Raw genomic sequence first — 15836 nt, 5'->3', positions numbered from 1 at the left:
CGCTTCAACACATCGCCCGGAACCCGCGCATGAAAGCCTTCGGTCGCAGCCTGCCGTTCGTCGCGCTGCTCGGTCCCGCACTGCTGGTGCTAGCCGCGCTCGCGCTGTATCCGGTCGCGCAGGTGCTGATCGACTCGTTCTGCCGGGTCGACTACGCGGCCGGTCGCCGCGCGTTCGCGGGGCTTGCGAACTATCGCGCGGTGCTCGGCGACGACGCGTTCACGGCCGGTTTCGGCAATACGCTGCGCTTCACGATCGTCGCGTCGCTTGCCGAGGTCGCGCTCGGCTTCGGCCTCGCGCTGCTGTTCGTGCGTGCGTTTCCGGGGCGGCGCATCGCGCTGCCGCTCGCGATCCTGCCGATGATGCTGTCCACGCTCGTGTGTTCGGCGATCTGGCGCAACTGGCTCAACTTCGACGGATTCCTGAACAAGTTGCTCGCGGCGTTCGGCATCGAAGGCGTGCGCTGGCTGTCGGATCCGCATCTCGCGCTGTGGTCGCTCGCGCTCGTCGATGTGTGGCAGTGGACGCCGATGGCGTTCCTGATCGTGCTGGCCGGGCTGCAGTCGATTCCGACCGAACTGTACGAAGCCGCGCGCACCGACGGCGCGAGCGAGTGGCAGTGCCTGCGCGACATCACGCTGCCGCTCGCAGCGCCGCAGATCGGCCTCGCGCTGCTGCTGCGCTCGATCGACACGTTCAAGCTGTTCGACAAGGTCTATGCGCTGACGGGCGGCGGCCCCGGCAACGCGACGCAGACACTGTCGACCTATATCTACGACACGGGCTTTCGCTTCTTCAACGTCGGTCCGGCGAGTGCCGCGTCGGTGCTGATGCTCGCGGCGTCCACGCTGCTGGTCTCGGGGTATGTATGGCAGACGGTTCGCAAGCGGCGCGCATGGCGGCGCAACCCGCTGGCATCTCACGCGCGCGAGCGGGCGCCGCATTCGGTCGCGCGGTGCCGTGGGCGCTGCGTGTTGCCGCGCTCGCGCTGTTGCTGTTGCCTTGCCTGTGGATGGCCGGCGCGGCCTTCATGCCGACGCTCGAACGGCTCGATCATCCGTTGCGGATCTGGCCGGCCGCGCCGACCTTCGAGCATTTCGCGTCGGTGTGGTCCAACGGCATCGGCGCGCCGCTCTTCAATTCGCTGCTGGTCGGATTCGGCACGACGCTGCTCGCGCTGGCGCTCGCGTTTCCGGCTGCGTATGCGCTCGTGCGACTGAGGTTTCCGGCGCGGCTCGACCTGCTTTTTCTGGTGCTCGTGCTGGCGTTGAAGCTGATGCCGCCGATCACGATCGCGGTGCCGCTGTTCGCGCTCGCGAAGCGGCTGCATCTGCTCGATTCGACGCTCGGCCTGATGCTTGCGTATCAGATTTACGCGTTGCCGATGGCAATCTGGATGCTGCTCGCGTTCGTGCGCGACGTGCCGGTCGAATACGAGGAAGCGGCATGCATCGACGGCGCGGGGCTGGCCCGACGGCTCGTGCAGATCGTGCTGCCGCTGTGCGCGCCTGGGCTGATCGCGACCGCGATCTTCGTGTTCATTGCCGCATGGAACGAGTTCCTGATCGCGCTGCTGTTCGTGTCGACGCCGAGCCGCTTCACGCTGCCGCTCGCGATCGCCGGTTATGTGACGGAGAACGGCATCGACTGGGGCGACCTGATGAGCGCGGGGCTGATGGCGTCGCTGCCCACGCTGGCCGTGGCCGGTTATGTGCAGCGCTACCTGTTGCGCGGATTCGCGGGCGGGTTGAAGTGACGCGCGGCAACGCCGCGCCCGATTTCACCGTGTCATGCGCAGCTATGCCGCACCACCTGCGTGACCGGCACGACACGCGTGCGCGACGGGCCGTCGAACGTCTGCATCCGGTCGGCAAGCAGGTCGACCGCCGCATGCGCGAGGCCGCGCGTGTCCTGCCGGAGCGTCGTCAGCCGATAGGCGTCGTATTCGGCGGCCGGGATGTCGTCGAAGCCGATCACGCGCAGGTCGTCCGGTACGCGCAACCCGAATTCGCTGCGCGCGGCGTCGATCACGCCGAGTGCGAGCAGGTCGGACGAACAGAACACGCCGTCGGGCCGCTCGCCGGACGCGAACAGTTGCCGTGCGGCGTCGATCCCGCATGCATGCGTGTCGGACGGCGTGTCGAGCACGCGCGTGAGCGTCGCGTCGAATGCGTCACCGCGCCCGATCGCATGCTCGAACGCCGCGGCGCGCGACTGCGCGCTGTAGCTCGCGCCGCGCGGCCCGACGAACGCGAGCCGGCGCGCGCCGGCCCGCACGAGCCGCTGCGCCGCATGAGCGGCGCCCGCCGCGTTGTCGCTGACGACGACATCCGCGCCCGGCAGGTTCGCGTCGCGGTTGATCATCACGACGGGGATCCGGTGTTCGAGATACTGCTGCGCCACCGACAGCGGCGGCGACGCGGACGTCATCACGAGGCCCGCGATCCGGTAGCTGAGCAGTTGCTCGAGCGATTGCCGCACCTGGCGCGGATCTTCCGCGTTGGTCACGAGCGGCGTGAGTGCGCGCTGCCCGAGCGCGGCCATCAGGGCCGTCAGCAGCCGCGCGCGAAACGGATTCTCGAAGCCGGCCGTCACGACGCCGATCATACTGCTGCGCTGCGTGATCATGTCGCGCGCGATCAGGTTGACCTGGTAGCCGAGCGCACGCGCGGCGACCATCACGCGTTCGCGCGTTTGCGGCGCGATGCTCGCCGTCGGCGAGAACGCGCGCGACACCGCGGAGCGCGACACACCGGCGCGCGCCGCGACATCCGACGCCGTTACCCACGGTTTTCTTTCCTTGTCATTCATTGAGTCATGATCCGTTCGAGCCACGATACGTGCGCGCCGCCCGCCGACTGGATGTCGGCGCTCGACGATGCGCGGCTGCTGCATACGATGACCCTACCGGGCAGCCATGACACCTGTGCGTATACCGTCGACGATCGGCTCGTGCGCACGCAGCGCGCGCCGCTCGACGCGCAGCTCGCGCACGGCGTGCGGCTGCTCGATATCCGCTGCCGGCACGTGCGCGACGTGTTCGACATCCATCACGGCGGCGTCGCGCTCGGCATGACGTTCGACGACGTGCTGGCAACCTGTACGCGCTTTCTCGATGCGCATCCGCGCGAATGCATCGTGATGTCGGTGAAGGAAGAATGGCCGGCGCACGCGTGCACGCGCGGCTTCGATGCGACGTTCGACGCGCATCGCGCGCGCCACCCGCGGCTGCGCTGGCATGCCGGCGGCACGCTGCCCGCGCTCGGCGACGTGCGCGGCGCGGTCGTGCTGCTGCGGCGCTTTCGCAGCGGCAGGCCGCTCGGTATCGACCTGACCGCGTGGCCCGACAACGCGACGTTCACGATCGATCATCCCGACGGTGCGTTCGTGATCCAGGACGAATACCGCGTGCCGGTGGCCGCGTCGATCGGCTGGAAGTGGCGCGCGATCGACACGTTGCTCACGCATCTGCCGACGCCGGAAAGCGGCCGATGGGCGATCAACTTCTGCAGCGGGACGGGGATGGGCGCGAATCCGTCGACGGTCGCGCACGGCGACGGCCGGGTGCAGGGCATTCATGCACGGCTGGCCGAACGATTGCGCGAGCAGCGCGGTTCGTGCGGTGCGATGCTGCTTGATTTCTGCGATGACGACGACTGGGCGCTGGTGCGCGCGCTGATCGGGTGCAACGACCATGCGCCAGGTTTTCATGGTGAATCCCTACGGGGGCAACGATCGGATTGCTGTTGCGGATCGCCGGCCGGGTGCCGGTGCGATTGCACGGTTACGACGCTCAGCGCGCGTTGCCGATCGTGATGCAGAAATGGAGCCGGTCGGTCGTTTCGGGGGACTCGTCGCGCCACGCCTGTGCGTCGGACACCATCGTGCTGCGGCAGAACGCGGCGGCATCTTCAAGCGGCAAGTCTTCAAGACTCACGGTGCCCTGCGGCGCGCTGCCATGTCCGACTCGTCCGTCGGCAGTCAGAACCCAGCCTTCCCACCCGTAGATCGGAATGCGATGACGCTCGCAATAATCGATGCACTCGAGCGCGGCGTCGAGCGGAAGCACGATCTCGCGACGGGAAATCGATTGCGCGGCGAGTGCGGCAGGAATCTTCCCGAGTTGCGACATGGCGGGCGGCAGGGGGCGGTGTGGCGCGGGATCGGCGGGCTACCGCGTCGCGATCGCCACCGCCGCACCGGCCATTGCGGTCGCGCTCGTGCGGTTCGCGATCCGTTTCGCGCGCGCCGAAGTGAGAAAAGCCCGCGCGCGCACCGCGAGCAGCGACCAGAAGCAGTCGGCGAGGATCAGCACCGCGAGCATCGTGCCGACGAGTTCGGCCCACGCGAGAACGCCCACGTGCGTCAGATCGACGATGGTCGGCAGCAGCGCGAGATAGAACAGCATGATCTTCGGATTGCCGAGCGTGACCAGCATGCCCGCGACGAACATGCGCCACGGCGACTGGCCGCGCGGCAGGTCGTCCGAGCCCGTCCCGGTCGGCGCGGTCCACATCTTCCACGCAAGGAACAGCAGGTACGCGACGCCGAGCAGCTTCAGCACGATCAGGCCCGTCTCGAACGTGCGTGCGAACGCGGACAGCCCGGCGACCGCGAGCGTGAGCCACAGCGCTTCGCCGAGCCACATCGCCGCGAGGAACGGCAGCACGTCTCGCACGCCGTTCGTCAGCACGCGCGCGACGAGCGCGGCGACGCTCGGGCCGGGCGTGCCGGCGGTGACGAGCAGGGCGAAGGCGAAGACGGCAAGCGCGGACAACGTCATGACGGACCTCGTGGGTGGGGCGTTCGAAACGTATGAAGTTTCGATTATAGTGACGGCCGTTCCAGACTGCCTGCCTGAATTGCCGTCATGACTGCATCGATCCTGATCCGTCCCGCCACGCGGGAAGACGCGGCCGCGATGGCCGCCGTGGAGGTCGCCGCCGCGCAGCGGTTTCGCGAGATCGGCATGACCGACATCGCCGATGGCGAGCCGACCGATGCGGCCGACGTGCTTGCGCGTATCGACGACAGCCGCGCGCTTGTCGCGGTCGATGCGCAGGGCGCGTGCGTCGGGTTTGCGTTCTACCGGCTGCTCGATGCGCAGCGGCTGTATCTGGAGGAACTGGATGTCGCGCCGTCGCATGCCGGACAGCGGATCGGCGCGCGCCTGATCGAAGCGATCAACGCGCGCGCGGCGGCGGGCGGGATCGCGCAGGTCGTGCTGTCGACGTTCCGCGACGCACCGTGGAACGCGCCGTACTACGCGCGCCTCGGTTTCCGGATCATCGACGACGCGTCGCTCGACGACACGCTGCGCGCGGTCCGCGCGCATCACGTCGCGCGCGGGCTCGACGAGACACAGCGCGTGTTCATGCGCGCGGACGTGCGCGCCTGAACACGTGCTGCCGGCCGTCAGGCCGCGTCGCTCAGCGCCGGGTAGTCGGTGTAGCCTGTTTCGCCTTCCGCGTAGAACGTTTCCGGCACCGGCTGGTTCAGCGGCGCGCCGAGTTCGAGGCGGCGCGGCAGGTCGGGGTTCGCGATGAACAGCTTGCCCCATGCGATCGCGTCGGCGCTGCCGCTTGCGAGTGCGGCCTGCGCGGTGTCGAGCGTGAACTGCTCGTTCGCGATCAGCGGGCCGCCGAACGCTTCCTTCAGGTGCGGGCTCAAGTGGTCGCCCGAATACGATTCGCGCGTGAAGATGAACGCGATCTTGCGGCGGCCCAGCTCGCGCGCGACATAGCCGAACGTTGCCGCCGGATCGGAATCGCCCATCGTGTGCGCGTCGCCGCGCGGCGCGAGGTGCACGCCGACACGGCCGGCGCCCCACACGTCGATCGCCGCGTCGACCACTTCGAGCAGCAGGCGCGCGCGGTTCTCGATCGGGCCGCCGTAGGCATCGGTGCGGCGATTGGTGCTGTCCTGCAGGAACTGGTCGAGCAGGTAGCCGTTCGCGCCGTGGATCTCGACGCCGTCGAAGCCGGCCGCCTTAGCGTTTTCGGCACCCTTGCGGTATGCGGCGACGATGCCCGGAATTTCGTCGAGTTCGAGCGCGCGCGGCGTCACGTACGGACGCTGCGGACGCACGAGGCTCACGTGGCCGCCCGCGGCGATCGCGCTCGGCGCGACCGGCAGGTCGCCGTTCAGGAATACAGGATCGGAGATCCGGCCGACGTGCCAGAGTTGCAGCACGATGCGCCCGCCGGCCGCGTGCACGGCCTGCGTCACTTGCTTCCAGCCTTCGACCTGCTCGTCGGACCAGATGCCGGGCGTGTCCGCGTAACCGACGCCCTGCGGCGTGACCGAGGTCGCCTCGGTAATGATCAGGCCGGCCGATGCGCGCTCGGCGTAATAGCGGGCCATCAATGCGTTCGGCACGCGCGTCGCGCCCGCCCGGGAGCGGGTGAGCGGCGCCATCACGATGCGGTTCGGCAGGGTCAGTTCGCCGAGGGTAACGGGATCGAACAGCGTGGGCATGGCAGATAACCTCTTCACGAAAGGCGGGCGCGCCGTCGCGTCATGCGCAACGCGGGCCCGCGTGGCCGATACGGCCGGTTGGCTAGAGATCGCGGCGCAAAGCGTCGTGAAATGCGTCGATGACGGCCTCGTTGCGCCGGAAGAACGCCCACTGGCCGATCCGCGTCGACGTCACGAGCCCCGCGCGCTGCAGCGTCGCGAGGTGCGCGGAAACGGTCGACTGCGACAGCCCGCAGCGCGCGTCGATCTGCCCCGCGCAGACGCCGTGGTCGTACGGCAGCGTCTGCGCCGGAAAATGCTCGCCCGGCGTTTTCAGCCAGTTGAGGATTTCGCGGCGCACGGGGTTGGACAGCGCTTTCAGGATCGCGTCGATGTCGATTTCGGTCGGCATGGATGGAGCGGTTGTTTCGGTCGGGTAGACGGGTATCGTCGATGGGCGAATCATATATCGGAATTTGACGATATGTTTGAAAGCCCTGCTGGCTATGGGGGTGATAGCTGTCGATCGAGGCGATTCGCTATCGTCGCGCGAGGTTGACCGGCACATGCCATGGGGCCAGAGCCAACCATCGATCACGATGCGCCGGGTGGTCGGGCGCTGCACGCACGATCGCCGCACGTGCTCCTTCTCCGGTTGGGGGCGCAATCAATTCCGGCTTTGCGTTGTGTCGCGCGGACCGCGGGTAATGCAATCAGATGTCACGTGTACGGGGAATGACGACTGCCTGGCCGTGCAATCCGCCATCCGTATCGAGAAGTTGCCACAGGGTTGCTTCCTCGATCATGAAGCGCTGGCCGGATTTCGTGATGCGAACCCCTTTGTATCCGGTCTCGTAACCGAGCCGCTGTACACGTGCGAGGAATTGCTGCCGTTCCTCGCGATTCGGCGCTTCGGCGGAGAGCCGGGACGGAAGCCGGGTGATTTCATCCCAGCCATATCCGAATCGGCGCTGCGCGGCCTTGTTGGCATAGATAAAAAGCGGATCGAGGTCGGTGTTGTGTGCAAGCACTGCGAACGGGGCGCTCTCATAGAGCCACTCGGTTGCGTCATTCTCGGGAACGGTGGCCGGCACGAGCGGGCGACCGAGCAGTCGAGCATGGCTGTCGGCAAGCAACTGATAGAAGGCTGGATTGCGAAAGAGCGGAGTCATCTGACACATCACACCCGGAAATATCGGAAGCCGTTACGATACAGCAGCTTCGTTCGACGCTGGGGTGGTCACCGATTCTCCCGGATAGTTCGAAAACGCCCGGATGAAGATCCTGCTCAAGTTTTCCGCTTCACTGGATCGACCTGCCCGAAGTCATGCAAGGCGCAACCCGCACATGCCCCCGCATGTCCTGCACGACCGCTTCCGCAGCCTGGACGCCGGAGAAAATTGCCGTGGGTACGCCATACCCCGGGAACGTCGTTTGTCCTCCGAGATAGAGGCCGCGCAGCCCGGTCCGATGCGGAAAGAACTTGTCGGGCGTGGTGCCCGGCGCAATGCCGTAGAGCGCTCCTTCGTATAGGTGTCGTCCGCGCGCGAAATCCTGCGGATCCGATACGCGGACGTCTTCCAGGCAAAGGCCGGGGAGATGGGCCTGTATCGCGTCGAGATAGTCGCCGACCACGGCCTGCGTCATCGCGCTCGTCCAATTCGATGCAGAGTCGACTCCCGTTGCCGGCGCATACAGTTCCAATACTGCCTTGCCGTTTGGCGCAAGCCCTGGCAGCACCTGTGACGGACACGTGTAGGCGAGCCAGCGAGGAACCCCGGGCGTCGATACATGCATGGCCGCCTGTTGTGGCATCGGGGGAACATGATTGGTAATGAAGGCGCGTGGCAGCACGGCTCCGGAGCAACCGATCTGGATTGAAATCGCGCGATGCGATAGCGGTGCCGCTCGAGCCTTGTGCGCTAGCCGCCGAGGGAGGGCGTGCGCGGGCAACAGGTGGCGGACCACTTCGAAACCTGAACACGTCGCCACGACGCAATCGGTCGAGATGCGCTCGCCGTCTGCAAGAACGATGCCCCGAGCGGCCCCGTTCTCCACGAGGACTTCGCGTACATGGGCACCGAACCTGATCGGCACCGACCGTCTGGACAGTTCGCACGCCATCACGGAGCTGATGGCGCCCATGCCTGCGCGAGGCAAATGGAATCCCTCCTCCAGCATGGCCAGCAAGCCGATGATCTGCGTTGCCGGAAGGCGATCGGGCGGTTGCCCGGTGTAGAGCAGTGTCGATGCAACCGCCGCCTGCAGGTCCGCATCGGCGAAGTGCGACGTGATCAGGTGGCTGACATGCCCGTTCATGCGGGGCAGGTAACGCCATAGTTTGCTTAACGTCCGTAGAAGCGAAGGCTCCTGCGGCAGAACTTCGTCAACCAGCGTGCGGTAGACAGGGCCCCATTGCTGTTGGAGCCTGCCAAGGCCGTCACGCAGTTGCCGTGTCCGCGTATCCTCCCTGTCGCCTTCCACATACGACGTGCCGGTACTGGATAGATGAACGGCCGTTCCATTCTCCAGATGCGTAACGTGAGGCCGTTCAATGGCCACCATCGGAACCTCGCGATCGAAGTCGAGACCAAGGCGCCGGAACGACGCACGAATGAGCGAGGGCACCGCGACATACATCGCGCCGTTATTGAATGTGAACCCATTGGCCGTCGTGGTGGAACAGCAGCCGCCGGCCTCGTTCGAGGCCTCCAGTACGACGACGGGTCTGTCATTGCGTGCCAGCGTCAGCGCGGCAGCCAGGCCGGCCAGGCCTGCGCCGATCACGACGACGGGTTCCTTGCAATTGCTCGTCATACGATCCTTCATGATTTGCACGATGAGCAATATTGCGTATCGTGCATAAATGGTGAAGTTGCGGCAAGTCTCGACCGCATCGAACGCCAGCGAAAACGACTTGCCGCCACAGGGCAGCGATCGACGCGTAGCTCGCCGCGTCGAGAGGGCGGTCAGGGATGCAACGGTTCGCCTTCGGTCGGGAACGTATGCCGGGCGTGCCAACCGCCATCGTTCCGAGTCAGCCGGACCGAGTTGAGGCCCAGCGGATCAGGCGCAACCCCCCGCATGTGCGACCACAGTTCAACCCAGGCGGGCTCACAGGTAACGGTCACTACATAAGGATCGTCCGGCCCGTTGGGGAACCAGGTGCGCAGTGATTCTTTCCAGATGCGTTGCTTCAGCGCAGTCTCCGCGGAGACTGTCGGGACGGTCCCGATCGTGACGTATCCTCGGTCAGCCATGCTGAGGAAGGACAGACTGATCGTATTCCCCTGGCGAATCTCCAGCGCTTTGCGCGTTCTCGAGTCGGTCATGAAACGAATCGTGAGGTCCTTCCCGATCTCCAGAACCTCGACGACTCTGGAGTTGATCTGACCGGACGCGTCGTTCGAAGAGACAAAACAGAAGGCGCAATGACTGGCGATTTCAGTTGCTTGTTGAAAGAGTTCGCTTGCATTCATGATGATGTGCGGCAGCGTTTCAGGAAGCCCCGGAAACCGGGGAAACCCGGTGGAAAAAGGTCAGGTGGCGCATGTTCGTGCACCTCGATCTCGATACGTCGTCAGTTCTCGAAGTCGCTTTCACGACAGCGATCTACCGGACGACAGTATTCCGATGCCCGCCTCCATGGAGATAAGGTACGTAGCGACGTGCAGGCCTGCGCCAAGAGCGAACACTGAAACCAAGCCGAGCGACACCCCATAGGCGAAGAAATGCACTACATGCAAATGTATACGACGTGCATTATTGTGGCAACATGCATTCGAGGTGCCGGCCTGATTTTCCGTGCGCGCTGCAATCCGGGAGCCAATCACATCGCCTTCTTGATTCACCGAGCTGCGCACGTAGCTTGTCGAGCGTTTTCGGGTCGTCGCTTGACATGCCGCCAGTTCCGACGGCTGCCGCCCGGTAATGGCTGCGCCGGCATCGGTGTGGTGATCGACGGTGTGCGTTCGCAGTGGCGGCCGCATACTTGAAAAACACACGTGCTTCAGTACGGACGTCTGCACCTCGATATGCGAACCGTTCACTGACCTCTTTGCCTATGCTGTGAAACGGTCTGCGCGTCGCGCGCGGGCCTTTCTTGTTTGAGGAGATCTTTCATGCCTGTTCGGGCCGTCATATTCGACTTCGATCTGACGTTGGCGGATTCGTCCGCCGCGATCATCGAATGCACGGAGTACGCGTTGCACCAGCTTGGCGCCGCCGGCGCGACGCCTGCGCAGATCGGCTTCGTGATCGGGCTGCCGCTGCGCGAAATGTTCCGTTCGTTGACAGGCGAAACCGACCCCGCGCGGGCCGACGCGTTCGAGCGGCACTTCGTGGCGCGCGCCGACGAGATCATGGTGCACGGCACGCGCATCTATCCCGAAGTCCCGCCGCTGCTCGCGCGTCTGCGCGAGCAGGGTCTCGCGGTCGCGATCGTTTCGTCGAAGTTTCGTTACCGGATCGACGCAATCCTCGCGTTGAACGGATTGCAGTCGCTGGTCGACGTGCTGATCGGCGGAGAAGACGTGCAGTGTCACAAGCCGGATCCGGAAGGGCTCGAGCTGGCGCTGGCGCGGCTTGGCTTGCCGGCCGCTGCGGCGATCTACGTGGGCGACCATGCGGTGGACGCGCAGGCGGCCGAGCGCGCCGGCGTGCCGTTTGTCGGCACGGTGAGCGGGATGACGTCGTTCGACGCATGGGCGCGCGCGGGCAAGCAGGCGGTGACCGCGCATATCGGCGAACTGGCCGCGATCGTGCGGCGGATGCAGCGTGCTTAGGGTGAAGCGCGAGTCGACGCCGAACATGGTGCAAAACCGGCCGACTGAGCCGTTTTCCGCAACGGATCGGCAGCGCGCGACGGATTCTGCGACCATCGCCGTTAAAGTCATATTCGCATCCAGGTCCGTCGCCATGTCACTCATTTCCGTCGCCTTTGCAAGAATCCGGCTCTCGCGCGTGCTGCCGGCCGTCCGAAACCTGTCATACGCGATTACGCTCGCGGCAGCCGGTGCCGCAATCGGCGTGCTGGGCGGCGCGCGTCCGGCCGATGCCGCCACGCAGCGCGAACGTCTCGAAGCCCCGGTCAAGGCCGTCGCCGACCAGCGCGTGGCCGTCGCTACGCCGCAGGGCAGCGCAGTGTTGCCCGTCTACGCCGATCATCCGCTCGACACGGTCGCGCCCGATGTCACGCGCGTGTTCATCGTGATTCACGGCACGCTGCGAAATGCCGATGCGTACTATGCGTCGGGGCTCAAGGTCGTCGAGAAGGCCGGCGCGGCCGGGCAGGGCACGATGGTCGTCGCCCCGCAGTTCCTGACGCGCGCCGATACGCGCGCGTTCTCGCTGCCCGCGCAGACGCTGGCCTGGACCCAGGAAGGATGGAAGGGCGGCGAACCGGCGCGCCAGCCGGGCCCGGTCAGTTCGTTCGCCGCGCTCGATGCATTGCTCGCGCATTTCGCCGATCGCAGCCTGTATCCCGCGCTGTCGACCGTGGTCGTGATCGGTCATTCGGCCGGCGCGCAATTGTTGCAGCGCTACGCGGTGGCCGGGCACGAAGGCGATGCGCTGGTGCAGGCCGGCATCGCCGTGCGCTATGTGGTCGCGAACCCGTCGAGCTACCTGTATTTCGACGACGAACGGCCGGACGCGCAAGCAATCGCGGGCGGTGCCTGCCCGCGTGCGACGGAATGGAAATACGGGCTGAAGTCGGCGCCGCCTTACGTCGCGTCGCAGGACGTGCGCGATCTCGAAACGCGCTACGTCGCGCGCCATGTCGTGTACCTGCTCGGGCAGGCCGACACGAACCCGTACACGCATTTCATCGACCGTTCGTGCGCGGCGATGGCGCAAGGGCCGTACCGGCTCGCGCGCGGGCTCGCGTATTTCGACTACCTGAAGAAGCGGCATCCGGACGATCTCGCGCAGCAGGTCGTCGAAGTGCCGGGCGTCGGGCACGACAATCTCGGCATGTTCACGTCCGCCTGCGGGCTGGCCGTGCTGTTCGGCCGGGCGTTGCCGCAATCGTGTCCGGTCGTCGCCGGAACCGCGCCGGCCGCGCCCACCTGATCGCGCCGATGCGATCGGCGCGCGATGCGACGCCGCACGTCATGCCGTTTTTTCAGCAACCGGCGGCGCGTCCGGATCGAATACCGTCAATCCTTCCGTCGGGTCCATCGGCAGGTTCCACGGGTGTGCTGCGATGGCCCGTTTCGCGGCGTCGTAGCCGGCCTGCCGGCGGGCCGCGATGCCGGCCGGCGTGAAATCGATGTCCTTCAGCTGATTGTCGCCGTCGAGCCGCGGTGCCGCGAGCTTGATCAGGTGCATCGTGGTTTCGCATCCCCATGCGGCCAGCCGGTGCACGGCCGGCGACGCGCGTTCGGCTTCCGGCACGTGCCGGACCAGCTCGCGGATCACGTGGCGCAGCCGGTGGATCTGCTGCTGGCGCGCGATGTGGCTGTCGGTGCGGCTCGCGTACTGGATGTCCTTCTGCCGTTCCGACACCTGCCAGATGCTCTCGGGCTCGGGGCCGGCCGGATTCCACATCTGTACCGAGAAGATGATCGAACTCCGGCGCGGATTGTCGTCGAGCACGACCTCGACCGGCGTATTCGAATACACGCCGCCATCCCAGTACGGCTCGCCGTCGATCCGTATCGCCGGGAACGCGGGCGGCAGCGCGCCCGAGCTCATGATGTGGTCGACGCCCAGGTGCGTGTCGCGCGAATCGAAATAGCGCATCGTGCCCGTGCACGCATTGACCGCGCTGACGGTCAGGCGCGGGTGGCCCGCGTTCAGCAGGCCGGGATCGATCAGCGACGCGAGCGTGTCGCGCAGCGGCGCGATCCGGTAGTACGACGCGCGATCGACGCCGAGGCGGACCATCGGCCCGAGCCACGATGCCGGATTGGGCTGGAAGAAGCCCGTGATGCCGCCGCCGATGATCATCAGCTCGGCCAGCATCTTGTCCCAGCCGGGCAGCAGCGCGGGCACGTCGAAGCGGGTCCGTTCGGTCACGCGCTGCCAGAACGCCAGCATCTTCTCGTAGCGCCGCTCCGGCGGATTCCCGGCGATCAGCGCCGCGTTGATCGCGCCGATCGACGTGCCGACCACCCAGTCGGGCCGGATGCCGGCTTCGTCCATCGCCTGGAACACGCCGAGCTGGTACGCACCCAGTGCGCCGCCGCCCTGGAGCACGAGCACGACTTGCCCGGGGAGATCCATTCGTGTCGGCTGGCTCGCGGTCATGACTTGCCTCGCTGCGTGTGACGGTGGGTCGGATCCGAACAGTTCGATTCAGTGTAGGCGATCGGCGGCGGGGGATCGACCGATGCGCATCGGCAGGCATGCGCCGCGGTGCGGCGGGCGTCACGCGTCCGGGTACGGCGTGCCGTCCTTGTGCAGGAACCGGCCGTCGCGGCTCGGGCTCATCATGTCGATGTCGGGGCAGGTGATCACGTCGTCCGGCGAGCGCGAGCCGACCTCGAGATAGACGGCGACCGCGTCCGACCGGTTGACGAGGTGATGGCCGTTGCCGGAGCCTTTCGGAAACGCCGCGCAGTCGCCCGCGTGCAGCACGGTCTCGCCGCCGTCCTCGATCATCACGAGTTCGCCTTCGAGCACGTACACGAATTCGTCTTCGTCGGAATGCCAGTGGCGCTGGCTCGACCAGCCGCCCGGCGGCACGCGCATCAGGTTGACGCCGAAATCGTGCAGCCCGCCGGCGTCGCCGAGGCGCTGGCGGATGCGCTGCGCGCACGGCGCGTCGAACGGCCGCGGATAGCCGCTGCCGCGGCGTTCGGGCACGGCGTTGAGGTCGATCCTGGGCATGGGCGGCTCCGTTTGCCACGCGGGCGAATGGGACGGTTGCCATTGTAGGCGGCTGCCGCCCGCCGTTCGTCCGCGCGTTTCGTGGCGGGCCGCTTCATTCGACGGTGATCGTCCCCTTCATGTACGGATGAATCCCGCAGAACACCTTGTAGACGCCCGGCTTGTCGAAGCGGAACGAGTACGTCTCGTCCTGGTCGAGCGCCTTCGAATGAAAGATGCCGGCGTCGTTGACGACGGTGTGCGGCTCCGCGTCGAGGTTCTTCCACGTGAGCGTCGTGCCGGCCTTGATCGTGGTCGACATCGGCGAAAACATGAAGTTTCGGATCGTGACCAGCGGGCCGTCCGGGCCCTGCGCGAACGCGGCGGGCGGCGTGCCGGCGGCCGCACACAGGATCAGCGCTGCGATGATTTTTGGTTGCTTGAAGCGGGTCATGTCGGTCTCCTTAGGTCTATCAGGCCAGCGTCGCGTCGTGCAGCGCCGACGCAGCCGGGTGGCCGGCGAACTCCACCGTCGTCACGCCGAGCATCTTCGGCAACTGGTCGCGCGGCACCGTGAGCGGCACGGGGCCCGGGCCGTTGCCGGCCGTCGGCTGCGGGAAAGCGGTCGAGCGCGCGGTGTGGAAGGTGATGTTGCCCTCGACCTTCGACACGATCTGGTGGATGTGCCCGTTCAGCACGGTGACCGAGCCGAAACGGCGCAGCATCGCCATCGTCTGCGGCGCGTCGCCGGTGCCCCAGCCCCACGGTTCGTAGATGGTCCACATCGGCATGTGCGAGAACACGACGATCGGCGTGCTCGACGAGCGGCCCTTCAGATCCTGCGCGAGCCACGCGAGCTGGTCGTCGCCGAAGCTGCCGAGCCCGTTCGGCTTGAAATGCATCACGTTGACGAGGCCGATGAAGTGCACGCCCGCGTGATCGAAGCTGTAATAGCCGCGGTTGTCCGACGCTTTGCCGAAGCGGCTGAAATATTCGGCGCCCGAACCGTCGGTGACGTCGTGCTCGCCGGGCACCGTATGCAGTTCCGACACGCGCAGCGCGGACAGCAGTTGCGACGCGCGGTCGAATTCCTCCGGCTTGGACAGGTGCGTGATGTCGCCGGTATGGATGGTCAGTGCGGGCATCGCCGGCATCCCGTTGACGAGTTCGATCGTCTGCCGCAGCGTGGCCGACACGTCGGGGTTGGCATCCTTGTTGAAGCCGATGTGCGTGTCGCTGATCTGCACGAACAGCGGCCGGCCCGCGTCGGCCGGGCGCGCGTCGCCGGTTTGCGCGAGCGCGAGGTCGAACGGCGTCAGGATGCCGCCCGACAGCGTAAACAGCGTGCCGAGGCCGCCGAAGGCCATGCACTGCAGGGCCTTGCGGCGCGACGGGCGGGTGGGATTCGATGAAGACATGGGAGCCTCGCAATCGTATGACGAAACGGGACGGCCGGGTCGTCCTGGAATAAACCGGCGCCTTCGTGTGCCATACCGGTGCGGCGACGGTTTTATTCCCGAGATGTGCGAATTCGGGCACCGGTGCCGGCGGACGCGCAAGGCGGCCGT

18 protein-coding genes and 1 pseudogene are annotated in these 15836 nt (G+C 66.4%); 6 read left to right on the top strand and 13 right to left on the bottom strand.

Annotated features, from left to right (window positions below):
- Positions 1–29: 29 nt before the first annotated feature.
- Together ACM6JT_RS23185 and ACM6JT_RS23180 are read left to right on the top strand one after the other, a co-directional pair.
- Positions 30–896, top strand: a pseudogene (locus tag ACM6JT_RS23185) (carbohydrate ABC transporter permease); the annotation flags it as partial.
- Positions 896–1756: a carbohydrate ABC transporter permease gene (locus ACM6JT_RS23180; protein ID WP_414857385.1), complete on the top strand. Its 861-nt coding sequence runs from the start codon at positions 896–898 to the stop codon at positions 1754–1756. The pseudogene ACM6JT_RS23185 and the gene ACM6JT_RS23180, both read left to right, overlap by 1 nt.
- 32 nt (positions 1757–1788) lie before the next feature.
- Here ACM6JT_RS23180 and ACM6JT_RS23175 read toward each other — a convergent pair whose 3' ends face one another.
- Positions 1789–2811, bottom strand: coding sequence for a LacI family DNA-binding transcriptional regulator (locus ACM6JT_RS23175; RefSeq protein ID WP_414857384.1), 1023 nt, complete (start codon positions 2809–2811; stop codon positions 1789–1791).
- A 6-nt stretch (positions 2812–2817) separates the two neighbouring features.
- Here ACM6JT_RS23175 and ACM6JT_RS23170 point away from each other — a divergent pair, with 6 nt between their 5' ends.
- The gene (locus ACM6JT_RS23170; protein ID WP_414857383.1) at positions 2818–3816 is read left to right on the top strand and encodes a phosphatidylinositol-specific phospholipase C; all 999 of its coding nucleotides are present in this window, start codon (positions 2818–2820) and stop codon (positions 3814–3816) included.
- Here the strand turns inward: ACM6JT_RS23170 and ACM6JT_RS23165 are convergent.
- On the bottom strand, positions 3794–4132 hold the full coding sequence (locus ACM6JT_RS23165) for a hypothetical protein (protein ID WP_414857382.1): 339 nt from the start codon (positions 4130–4132) through the stop codon (positions 3794–3796). The genes ACM6JT_RS23170 and ACM6JT_RS23165 overlap by 23 nt on opposite strands.
- Positions 4133–4171: 39 nt before the next feature.
- Positions 4172–4783, bottom strand: a complete 612-nt coding sequence (locus ACM6JT_RS23160; protein ID WP_414857381.1) for a LysE family translocator — start codon at positions 4781–4783, stop codon at positions 4172–4174.
- A gap of 87 nt (positions 4784–4870) precedes the next feature.
- On the opposite strand from ACM6JT_RS23160, the gene ACM6JT_RS23155 reads away from it, so the two are divergent.
- Entirely contained in the window at positions 4871–5398 is a 528-nt protein-coding gene (locus ACM6JT_RS23155) for a GNAT family N-acetyltransferase (RefSeq protein ID WP_414857380.1), read from the top strand.
- A gap of 17 nt (positions 5399–5415) precedes the next feature.
- Here the strand turns inward: ACM6JT_RS23155 and ACM6JT_RS23150 are convergent, their stop codons facing one another.
- The 6 genes from ACM6JT_RS23150 to ACM6JT_RS23125 all read right to left on the bottom strand — a co-directional run bounded on the left by ACM6JT_RS23150 (position 5416) and on the right by ACM6JT_RS23125 (position 10505).
- Complete coding sequence (locus ACM6JT_RS23150; RefSeq protein WP_034180437.1) at positions 5416–6477, bottom strand: alkene reductase; 1062 nt, start codon at positions 6475–6477, stop codon at positions 5416–5418.
- Between the two features lie 82 nt (positions 6478–6559).
- Complete coding sequence (locus ACM6JT_RS23145; protein WP_034180436.1) at positions 6560–6868, bottom strand: ArsR/SmtB family transcription factor; 309 nt, start codon at positions 6866–6868, stop codon at positions 6560–6562.
- Positions 6869–7169: 301 nt separating this feature from the next.
- Positions 7170–7628 carry an MEKHLA domain-containing protein gene (locus ACM6JT_RS23140; RefSeq protein WP_414857379.1) on the bottom strand — a complete coding sequence of 153 codons (459 nt, stop codon included), beginning with the start codon at positions 7626–7628 and terminating at the stop codon, positions 7170–7172.
- 130 nt (positions 7629–7758) lie between these two features.
- Positions 7759–9294 (bottom strand): phytoene desaturase family protein, encoded by a 1536-nt coding sequence (locus tag ACM6JT_RS23135; RefSeq protein WP_414857494.1) that lies wholly within the window; start codon positions 9292–9294, stop codon positions 7759–7761.
- A 131-nt stretch (positions 9295–9425) separates the two neighbouring features.
- A complete protein-coding gene (locus tag ACM6JT_RS23130) occupies positions 9426–9935 on the bottom strand; it encodes a pyridoxamine 5'-phosphate oxidase family protein (protein WP_414857378.1) in 510 nt (169 codons plus the stop codon).
- A 120-nt stretch (positions 9936–10055) separates the two neighbouring features.
- The gene (locus ACM6JT_RS23125) at positions 10056–10505 is read right to left on the bottom strand and encodes a hypothetical protein (protein WP_414857377.1); all 450 of its coding nucleotides are present in this window, start codon (positions 10503–10505) and stop codon (positions 10056–10058) included.
- Between the two features lie 72 nt (positions 10506–10577).
- Here ACM6JT_RS23125 and ACM6JT_RS23120 point away from each other — a divergent pair, with 72 nt between their 5' ends.
- Together ACM6JT_RS23120 and ACM6JT_RS23115 are read left to right on the top strand one after the other, a co-directional pair.
- A complete protein-coding gene (locus tag ACM6JT_RS23120; protein ID WP_414857376.1) occupies positions 10578–11240 on the top strand; it encodes an HAD family hydrolase in 663 nt (220 codons plus the stop codon).
- 133 nt (positions 11241–11373) lie between these two features.
- Positions 11374–12528 carry an alpha/beta fold hydrolase gene (locus ACM6JT_RS23115; RefSeq protein WP_414857375.1) on the top strand — a complete coding sequence of 385 codons (1155 nt, stop codon included), beginning with the start codon at positions 11374–11376 and terminating at the stop codon, positions 12526–12528.
- A gap of 39 nt (positions 12529–12567) precedes the next feature.
- Here the strand turns inward: ACM6JT_RS23115 and ACM6JT_RS23110 are convergent, their stop codons facing one another.
- From ACM6JT_RS23110 to ACM6JT_RS23095, 4 genes are all read right to left on the bottom strand, one after another.
- On the bottom strand, positions 12568–13707 hold the full coding sequence (locus ACM6JT_RS23110; RefSeq protein ID WP_414857374.1) for a patatin-like phospholipase family protein: 1140 nt from the start codon (positions 13705–13707) through the stop codon (positions 12568–12570).
- Between the two features lie 120 nt (positions 13708–13827).
- Entirely contained in the window at positions 13828–14289 is a 462-nt protein-coding gene (locus ACM6JT_RS23105; RefSeq protein WP_414857373.1) for a cupin domain-containing protein, read from the bottom strand.
- Positions 14290–14383: 94 nt separating this feature from the next.
- Positions 14384–14722 (bottom strand): cupredoxin family copper-binding protein, encoded by a 339-nt coding sequence (locus ACM6JT_RS23100; protein WP_414857372.1) that lies wholly within the window; start codon positions 14720–14722, stop codon positions 14384–14386.
- A 19-nt stretch (positions 14723–14741) separates the two neighbouring features.
- Entirely contained in the window at positions 14742–15686 is a 945-nt protein-coding gene (locus ACM6JT_RS23095; protein WP_034180429.1) for a metallophosphoesterase family protein, read from the bottom strand.
- Positions 15687–15836: the final 150 nt, after the last annotated feature.

This window comes from Burkholderia sp. IT-111MI5, from assembly GCF_949752865.1.
GTDB classification, from domain to species: domain Bacteria; phylum Pseudomonadota; class Gammaproteobacteria; order Burkholderiales; family Burkholderiaceae; genus Burkholderia; species Burkholderia pyrrocinia_C.
This window is presented reverse-complemented; position numbering and strand designations above follow the sequence as displayed.